Genomic DNA, 7,968 nt, shown 5'->3' with positions numbered 1-7,968 from the left:
GCTCGTCGCAGGGACCTCGACCACCCGAAGGCCTCCTTCTCCTTTCGAAACCAGGTGATTTCCATGGCGGAACAACTCTCCACAGGCAAGTGCGATTCACCGTTGCTGCAAGCGTTCGTCGACAACCGCAACGTGCTGGTGAAGATCGCCGCACGCATCACCGGGTGCCGCTCGCGTGCCGAAGACGTGGTGCAGGATGCGTTCTTTCGCCTGACCAACGCCCCGCAGATCACCTCCTCGTTCAAGGCTCAGCTGAGCTACCTGTTCCAGATCGTGCGCAACCTGGCCATCGACCACTACCGCAAGCAGTCCATGGAGCAGAAGTATTCCGGGCCCGAGGAAGAAGGCATGAACGTGGTGGTGCAGAGCGCGACGCCAGAGACCAGCCACATCAATTTCGCCACCCTCGAGCACATCGCCGCGGCCCTCGACGAGTTGCCCAAGCGCACCCGCTATGCCTTCGAGATGTACCGCCTGCATGGTGTGCCGCAGAAGGACATCGCCAAGGAGCTGGGCGTCTCGCCGACCCTGGTGAACTTCATGATTCGTGATGCGCTGGTGCATTGCCGCAAGACGGCCAATCGCCAAGGGTGATGGTACGACGGTGTGGACCACACTGCTGATCTGGCAGAGCGGTTCCCCCCTGTGGGGAAGCAGGCTTGCCCGCGATGCAGGCGGTGATGGGCCGGACGCTATCGCGGGCAAGCCTCACAGGGGGACGTCCGACGCCCTACTGTTGCCTCACAGCAACCCGCACCGCTCGAAGAACGCCTCGCGCCCTACCCGCATCAATGCCGCGCGCTTGTGTGGGAAATCGAAGGTCTTTTCACGGTAGAACCCTTGCGCCTGGAGGTAGCCGATCATCTTGTCGTTGTCGGCCCGTGGCTCGGCCACCACGTGCTGCGTGCGCGGATCGTCCAGGAACAGGTAATGCGTCAGCGCCGACAGCCAGCTGGCGACCTTGTGCGGCCCGCGGTGGGTGTCTTCACCTACCAGCATGTGCACGCCCCGGTCGTAGTCGTCGACCGGGTAAAACGGCGCGATGCGGTCTTCCTTGGCCCAGTAGGCCTCGAAATAAGCGAAGGGCTGATCGTCGAAGCAGCCGATCAGGGTCACGGTGTGAGGGTCTTGCTCCAGTCGCGACAGGTAGTCGTGGTGCTGCGCCAGGGTGCCGCCCTCCTCCCAGAACTGCAGGACACGTGGGGTGTTCTGCCAGCGGTTGAAGCGCTCCAGGTCATGCTCGACCGACAGGGTACGCAGCGATACCCAGGCCCCGATGCGCGGATCGAAGCGGCGATAGACCTCGCCCTGGGGCTTGGGCGGACGTTGCGGGTGGCGTTTGCCAGCCGTGATCTGCATCTGTTGCGGGTAGACCGCCGCGGCGGTGTCGCCCAACCAGGGCCGAGGCAATTGCCAGAACAGCGTGCGCTCGCAGCGGTAACGGCCAGGCTCCCCATCGCGCACCAACAGGCCAAGGGCCAAGGCCTCGAGCGGCACCTGGGACAACGTCCACTGCAGTCGCTGGCAGGCCGGGTCGCGTGCCAGCAGCCAGTAGCAGGCCGTCCAGAGCGCCTGCTCGACACGCTCGGCGTCGAGCGCGTCCAATCGAACCTCGAGGTGCGGGCCGGTCCCAGCCACACGCAACGCGATCAAGGGTCGACCCTCCAGCATCAGGTTCAGGCGGCCTGGGGCCTCTTCGGCCTGCAGGCTGCGCCAGCGCGGCGAGAAAAAGGTCTGGGGGTCGGCATCGAACGGCATGGCGGAGGCTCGCGGCAATGGGAGGGTACACACGACAGGTAACGTTGCCGAGGCAGGAAAAATTAGCCGAGGCGCAATCAGTGCCAGGTGTCGACAGGCACGGCAGGATCCCTGTCGCGCTCGGCTCCATCCCGAGTCTATACACGGCAGCCCGGCGTTGGCGCAGCCGTATCGAGGCCCTCACGCCTTAGAGTGGCGTCGTCACCCGCACTTGATACGGCGCGAAGATCCGTCGCAGCTCACCATTGGCGCGCAGTTGCGCCAGCAGCTGCGCGAAGGCCTGCGCGCTGATCGGGGCCTGGGGCCGCAGCAGGGCGTAGTGACGGTAGGTCTGATCGATGCGCTCGGAGGCCAACAAGCGCTCGGTCTGATCGGGATGGCGCAGCAGGAAATCGTTGAAATACGAACGGGTCACCAGGGCGATGTCGGCGCGTCCGCGCTCGAGCATGTACAGGTTGCTGTCATGGGAGTAGGTCAAGATCGCGCGGTGGGTCTGCTGCAGGAAACGGGTGTCGGCATTGAAGCCGGCGAAGGCGTAGTGATAGCCGTGGAACAAGGCCAGGTGCTTGCCGCGCAGGTCATCGAAGAAGTGCTGGTCGCGCCCGGCCTTGCGCGCTGCGACGAAGATCTCGGCATCTTCCAGGCCCATGTCCACGGCGCTGTGGGCCACCGCCTGCCAGCCCCAGGCAGGATTCTCGAAGATGGCCATGTCGGTACGGCCCTGCTCCAGGTCGGCGAAGCGCCGGGGCACCGAGGTCGGCACCAGGACGAAGCGATACACCGGCTGCGCTTGATTCAGTGCCTGGGCCAATTGCGCCAGCAAACCAACCTTTACGTTTTGTTCGGGTCGTATCGTGTACGGCGGGAAGTGTGTCGCCCCGATCCTGACTTCGATGGCTTCGGCGGCCAGCGGCGATGGGGTGTACCACAGCCCGACGAACACCGTCAGGCAGGTAAAGGACAGCAGGCGTATGAATCGGGGCACGACCAGGCGCTCGTTACGAATTCTGAAAGAAATGGCCTTGGCCACGTGAAGGGCCCACGCGCGACCCTGGAGGGCCGAGCGATGGGCAACGGCAAAATGCCACGAAATGGCGTTGGCTGCCACAGCAGCTACGCTTGGGCCACGTCTTGCAAGGGAGCCTCGCCATGGGCCATTGGCTGGTGATCGACCTGGAAGCCACCACCGACGAGGGTGGTTGGCCGATCACGGACATGGAAATCATCGAAATCGGCGCCAGCCTGGTGAACCGGGAAGGTCGTGAAGTCGACCATTTCCAGCGGTTCGTGCGACCACGTCGGCGTCCGCAACTGACCACTTTCTGCCGTCACCTGACGCACATCGGCCAGGCCAGCATCGACACCGCGGAGTCGTTCGCCCTGGTATGGACACAGTTCGAAAGCTGGCTGGTGCACCATCAACCACGCCTCGAAGGTTGGGTCAGCTGGGGGGACTACGACCGTCGGCAATTGCTGCTGGAGTGGCAGGTGCATGGCGTGCAGAGCCTGTTGGGGGCCTTGCCACACGTCAACCTCAAGCAGCGCTTCGCCAAGGCTCGACGACTGGAGCGGCCGACCGGCCTCAACGGCGCATTGCACCTGGCAGGCTTGCAGTTCACTGGGCAACAGCACCGAGCGCTGGAAGACGCCCGCAACACGGCACGCCTGCTGCCCCTGAGCCTGCCGCTGGCCCAGGCCTGAAAGCAGATGACGGCGCGTTGGGCCTTGGGCATACTGGCCGGCCCTCTCATAGCCTTCATGCAGGAGCCGCGCCATGTTCAAGGTCAACGAATACTTCGATGGAACCGTCAAGTCGATCGCCTTCACCGGCCAGGAAGGCCCTGCCACCTTGGGCGTGATGGCACCGGGCGAGTACGAGTTCGGCACCGCCAAGCGCGAGATCATGCACGTGGTGTCGGGCGCATTGACGGCGAAGTTGCCAGGCAGCGACGACTGGGAAACTTTCGAGCGCGGCAGCCAGTTCCAGGTGCCGGCCGACAGCAAGTTCCAGTTGAAGGTGGCCGTGGACACGGCGTACCTGTGCGAGTACCGCGACTGAACGAGGGTGAGCGAAGCACGGCGCCGTGGTGCCTGACCGGGCGCCATCGCGGCGGGTGGAGCAGCCCCTCCCGGGCTGCCCAACCGGCTCCACAAATCGATCAGCGACACAGCCTCCGAGCACTGCCCGCCATCGCCATGTTCTCTGCACGACAGCACGGTGCCTGGCGGCAGACGGATTCCCACAGGTACCTGTTTCAAGCAGGTAGCAACACGACGGCGATGCACCCTCTGGGAGCGGGCTTGCCCGCGATGGCGTCAGCTCAGCCACCGACGAGCGAGGCACCCTTTCAAGCCTGACCTCGCAAGAAAGCCCCCACCTGCTCCACCGCCGCTTGCATATGCTGCTCGTGGGTGAACCCGGACACCTTCAACGGCTTGAAATCATGGTCACCCGTCGCCAACCAGTGCACCTGGATCGCAGGCGACAGGGCATACCCTGCGACCGTCTCGCGATCGCCCAGTGCATCGCGTGTGCCTTGCACGATCAAGGTCGGTGTACGTAACGTCGCCAGGTGTTCGACCCTGGGCTTGTCCGGCTTGCCGACGGCATGGAACGGATAGCCGAGACAGACCAGCGCTTCGACGCCCCTCTCATCGGCCAGCAGGCTGGCCATGCGCCCGCCCATGGACTTGCCGCCTATCGCCACAGGTCCGGTCAGGTGCGTCCGCACCTGCGTCAGCACCTCGCGCCAGCGGTCGAGCAGGACTGTCTGCGGGTTCGGCGGCCGGCGCTTGCCGTCCAGCCGCCGCTGTGCCATGTACGCGAATTCGAAACGCACCACCCCGATCCCCTGGGCGGCCAGACGTGCTGCCACCGTGTCCATGAACGGGCTGTCCATGGGCGCACCGGCACCGTGGGCGAGGATCAGACAGCCGATGCCCGCCGTCGCCTGCCGGGGCGGATCACAGCGCAGCCCAGGCACGTGCGCCAAGGCACTCCATGCCGCCAGATCCTCGTTCGTCACCTGTCGCTCCCTCACTCCGGTCTCCCACCTCACTGCTGACAGCCCCTGACCGACCGCGGCCAAGGTTCGAGCGCATAGGGTAACCCTTACGCTCGGCGCACGTTCGGCTTTCCAGCCTCCCGGCCTCGCCCACGCCCAGGCTTGTCGCGGCCGACACTCACCGAGGCGGCCTTGATGCAGATCAAGGTCGCCTGCCGCAGACGTCCTAGACTGCGCTACCGCCGTTCTCTCTCCAGGACATTCCCATGCTCGACGACCTCCGTTGGGATCCAGACCTGATCCGTCGCTACGACATGGCCGGGCCTCGTTACACCTCCTACCCCACCGCCGTGCAGCTGCGCCCCGAGGTCGGCTCGTTCGACCTGCTGCACGCCCTGCGCGACAGCCGCCGGGCGATGCGCCCTCTGTCGCTGTACGTGCACGTGCCCTTCTGCGCCAACATCTGCTACTACTGCGCCTGCAACAAGGTCATCACCAAGGACCGCGCCCGGGCCCAACCGTACCTGCAACGCCTGGAGCAGGAGATCCAGCTGGTCGCCTGTCACCTGGACCGGGCCCAGCCGGTCGAGCAGTTGCACTTCGGCGGCGGCACACCGACCTTCCTCAGCCATGTCGAACTGCGTGCGCTGATGGCCAGCCTGCGTCAGCACTTCGGCCTGCTCGATGACGACTCCGGCGACTACGGCATCGAGATCGACCCGCGCGAGGCCGACTGGTCGACCATGGGCCTGTTGCGCGAACTGGGCTTCAACCGCATCAGCCTGGGCGTGCAGGACCTCGACCCGACCGTGCAGCGGGCGATCAATCGTCTGCAGAGCCTGGAACAGACCCGCACCCTGATCGAGGCAGCGCGCACCCTGCAATTCCGCTCGGTGAACCTCGACCTGATCTACGGGCTGCCACACCAGACGCCCGCCGGTTTCGCCCGCACGGTGAACGAGGTCATCGCCCTGCAACCGGAACGGCTGGCAGTCTTCAACTACGCCCACCTGCCCGACCGCTTCCTGCCGCAGCGGCGCATCGACAGCCTGGCGCTGCCCTCACCGGCGGCCAAGCTAGAGATGCTGCAGGCCACCGTCGAGCAACTGATCGCCGCTGGCTACCGCTACATCGGCATGGACCATTTCGCCCTGCCCGACGACGACCTGGCCATCGCCCAGGAAGATGGCACCCTGCAGCGCAATTTCCAGGGCTACACCACGCACGGCCATTGCGACCTGATCGGCCTGGGCGTCTCGGCGATCAGCCAGATCGGCGACCTGTACTGCCAGAACAGCAGTGACCTGACCACGTACCAGGACGCCCTGGGTAGCGGCCAGCTGGCCAGCCAACGTGGTCTGATCTGCACGCCGGACGATCGCCTGCGCCGTGCCGTGATCCAGCAACTGATCTGCCACTTCGAGCTGGCGTTCGAGGCCTTCGAGACACGCTTCGCCATCGACTTCCAAGGCTATTTCAAGGATCAATGGCCCGCCCTGCAAGCCATGCATGGCGATGGCCTCATCCACCTCGACCGACGAGGCATCCGAGTGCTGCCTGCCGGACGCCTGCTGGTGCGCTCGGTGTGCAAGGTGTTCGATGCCTACCTGGACTACGGCAACCTGCAGCGCTTTTCCAAGGTCATCTGAACGCTGCACCTGGAGACGCCTCGTCGGAGGGCTGGGCGAAACCGCCCTCGACCCGACCTGCTTGTCCCGGTCCTGCCACCCCCCGGCGTCCCATGCGCTGGCCTACAGTCCGGTCGTGGGTTACCCTTACAGCCGATGTGTGCTTTCCCACAAGGACCGAAAAGAATGCCCGAGCCCGTCAAACTGCGCGCCCACAGCCAGGCCCACTGCAAGGATTGCAGCCTGGCTCCTCTGTGCCTGCCCCTGTCATTGAACCTCGAAGACATGGAGGCACTGGACGAGATCGTCAAACGCGGCCGCCCGTTGAAGAAAGGCGAGTTCCTTTTCCGCCAGGGCGATGACTTCGGCTCGGTCTACGCCGTGCGCTCAGGTGCCCTCAAGACCTTCAGCCTGAGCGACGGCGGCGAAGAGCAGATCACCGGCTTCCATCTGCCCAGCGAGTTGGTCGGCCTGTCCGGCATGGACACCGAGTCCTACCCGGTGTCGGCCCAGGCCCAGGAAACCACCTCGGTCTGCGAGATTCCCTTCGAGCGCCTGGACGAACTGTCGGTGCAGCTGCCGCAATTGCGACGCCAGTTGATGCGGGTGATGAGCCGCGAGATTCGCGACGACCAGCAGATGATGCTGCTGCTGTCGAAGAAGACCGCCGACGAGCGCATCGCCACCTTCCTGGTCAACCTGTCCGCGCGGTTCCGGGCCCGTGGCTACTCGGCCAACCAGTTCCGCCTGAGCATGTCGCGCAACGAAATGGGCAACTACCTGGGGTTGGCGGTGGAAACCGTTTCGCGGGTGTTCACCCGCTTCCAGCAGAACGGCCTGCTCAAGGCCGAAGGCAAGGAAGTGCACATTCTCGACCCGATCCAGCTCTGCGCGCTGGCCGGCGGCTCGATGGACACCTGAACACGTCCGGCAGCAGGTATACTGGCGCATTCGTTTTTCAGGATACCTGCCTCATGCACAGCGACACCTTCGACCTCAAAGCCTTGATCCGCCCTGTCCCGGACTTCCCGAAGCCGGGCGTGATCTTTCGCGACATCACGCCGCTGTTCCAGTCGCCCCGTGGCCTGCGCTACGTGACCGACCAGTTCGTCGAGCGTTATGTAGAGGCCGACTTCACCCACATCGGCGCCATGGACGCACGCGGCTTCTTGATCGGCGCGATCATCGCCCATCAACTGAACAAGCCGCTGATCCTGTTCCGCAAGCAGGGCAAGCTGCCGGCCGACGTGCTGTCGGAAGGCTACCAGACCGAATACGGCGAAGCCTTCCTCGAAGTGCACGCCGACAGCCTCTGCGAAGGCGACTCGGTGCTGATCTTCGACGACTTGATCGCGACCGGCGGGACCTTGCTGGCCGCCACCAACCTGGTGCGTCGCACCGGTGCCCAGGTGTTCGAGGCGGCGGCGATCATCGACCTGCCGGAGCTGGACGGTGCCAAGCGCTTGCAGGCGGTCGGGGTGCCGACGTTCTGCCTGACAGAATTTTCGCTCAGCGAATACTGAGGGCGTGAGGGTGGGCAGTCTTTGTGGAGACTGTTCATTCATGCGCTAACGCGT

General features: G+C 64.8%; 9 protein-coding genes. 6 read left to right on the top strand and 3 right to left on the bottom strand.

Annotation, left to right across the window (positions count from 1 at the left end):
- Window positions 1-63 precede the first annotated feature (63 nt).
- On the top strand, window positions 64-594 hold the full coding sequence (locus tag G7007_RS07050; RefSeq protein WP_181100290.1) for an RNA polymerase factor sigma-70: 531 nt from the start codon (window positions 64-66) through the stop codon (window positions 592-594).
- Between the two features lie 147 nt (window positions 595-741).
- Here the strand turns inward: G7007_RS07050 and G7007_RS07045 are convergent, their stop codons facing one another.
- Both G7007_RS07045 and G7007_RS07040 read right to left on the bottom strand, forming a co-directional pair.
- Window positions 742-1,758: a GNAT family N-acetyltransferase gene (locus tag G7007_RS07045; protein ID WP_181100288.1), complete on the bottom strand. Its 1,017-nt coding sequence runs from the start codon at window positions 1,756-1,758 to the stop codon at window positions 742-744.
- A 187-nt stretch (window positions 1,759-1,945) separates the two neighbouring features.
- Window positions 1,946-2,725: a substrate-binding periplasmic protein gene (locus G7007_RS07040; RefSeq protein WP_219858983.1), complete on the bottom strand. Its 780-nt coding sequence runs from the start codon at window positions 2,723-2,725 to the stop codon at window positions 1,946-1,948.
- A 182-nt stretch (window positions 2,726-2,907) separates the two neighbouring features.
- On the opposite strand from G7007_RS07040, the gene G7007_RS07035 reads away from it, so the two are divergent.
- Both G7007_RS07035 and ppnP read left to right on the top strand, forming a co-directional pair.
- On the top strand, window positions 2,908-3,459 hold the full coding sequence (locus tag G7007_RS07035; RefSeq protein WP_181100286.1) for an exonuclease domain-containing protein: 552 nt from the start codon (window positions 2,908-2,910) through the stop codon (window positions 3,457-3,459).
- A 73-nt stretch (window positions 3,460-3,532) separates the two neighbouring features.
- Entirely contained in the window at window positions 3,533-3,817 is a 285-nt protein-coding gene (gene ppnP, locus G7007_RS07030; RefSeq protein WP_181100284.1) for a pyrimidine/purine nucleoside phosphorylase, read from the top strand.
- Window positions 3,818-4,106: 289 nt separating this feature from the next.
- Here the strand turns inward: ppnP and G7007_RS07025 are convergent, their stop codons facing one another.
- Entirely contained in the window at window positions 4,107-4,784 is a 678-nt protein-coding gene (locus tag G7007_RS07025; protein ID WP_308852284.1) for an alpha/beta family hydrolase, read from the bottom strand.
- 245 nt (window positions 4,785-5,029) lie between these two features.
- Here G7007_RS07025 and hemN point away from each other — a divergent pair, with 245 nt between their 5' ends.
- The 3 genes from hemN to G7007_RS07010 all read left to right on the top strand — a co-directional run bounded on the left by hemN (window position 5,030) and on the right by G7007_RS07010 (window position 7,914).
- Window positions 5,030-6,412: an oxygen-independent coproporphyrinogen III oxidase gene (gene hemN, locus G7007_RS07020; RefSeq protein WP_181100282.1), complete on the top strand. Its 1,383-nt coding sequence runs from the start codon at window positions 5,030-5,032 to the stop codon at window positions 6,410-6,412.
- A 165-nt stretch (window positions 6,413-6,577) separates the two neighbouring features.
- Complete coding sequence (fnrA, locus tag G7007_RS07015; RefSeq protein WP_181100281.1) at window positions 6,578-7,312, top strand: Crp/Fnr family transcriptional regulator FnrA; 735 nt, start codon at window positions 6,578-6,580, stop codon at window positions 7,310-7,312.
- A gap of 53 nt (window positions 7,313-7,365) precedes the next feature.
- A complete protein-coding gene (locus G7007_RS07010) occupies window positions 7,366-7,914 on the top strand; it encodes an adenine phosphoribosyltransferase (protein WP_181100280.1) in 549 nt (182 codons plus the stop codon).
- Window positions 7,915-7,968 lie beyond the last annotated feature (54 nt).

The sequence above is a fragment of the Pseudomonas entomophila genome, from assembly GCF_013523125.1.
In the GTDB taxonomy this organism is placed as follows: Bacteria; Pseudomonadota; Gammaproteobacteria; order Pseudomonadales; family Pseudomonadaceae; genus Aquipseudomonas; species Aquipseudomonas entomophila_B.
Note: the sequence above shows the minus strand (reverse complement) of the source record. Positions and strands in the feature narration are given on the sequence as shown.

Coding starts and splice junctions, on each gene's coding strand:
- G7007_RS07050 (WP_181100290.1), top strand. CDS start 64: ATGGCGGAACAACTCTCCACAGGCAAGTGCGATTCACCGTTGCTGCAA.
- G7007_RS07045 (WP_181100288.1), bottom strand. CDS start 1,758: ATGCCGTTCGATGCCGACCCCCAGACCTTTTTCTCGCCGCGCTGGCGC.
- G7007_RS07035 (WP_181100286.1), top strand. CDS start 2,908: ATGGGCCATTGGCTGGTGATCGACCTGGAAGCCACCACCGACGAGGGT.
- ppnP (WP_181100284.1), top strand. CDS start 3,533: ATGTTCAAGGTCAACGAATACTTCGATGGAACCGTCAAGTCGATCGCC.
- hemN (WP_181100282.1), top strand. CDS start 5,030: ATGCTCGACGACCTCCGTTGGGATCCAGACCTGATCCGTCGCTACGAC.
- fnrA (WP_181100281.1), top strand. CDS start 6,578: ATGCCCGAGCCCGTCAAACTGCGCGCCCACAGCCAGGCCCACTGCAAG.
- G7007_RS07010 (WP_181100280.1), top strand. CDS start 7,366: ATGCACAGCGACACCTTCGACCTCAAAGCCTTGATCCGCCCTGTCCCG.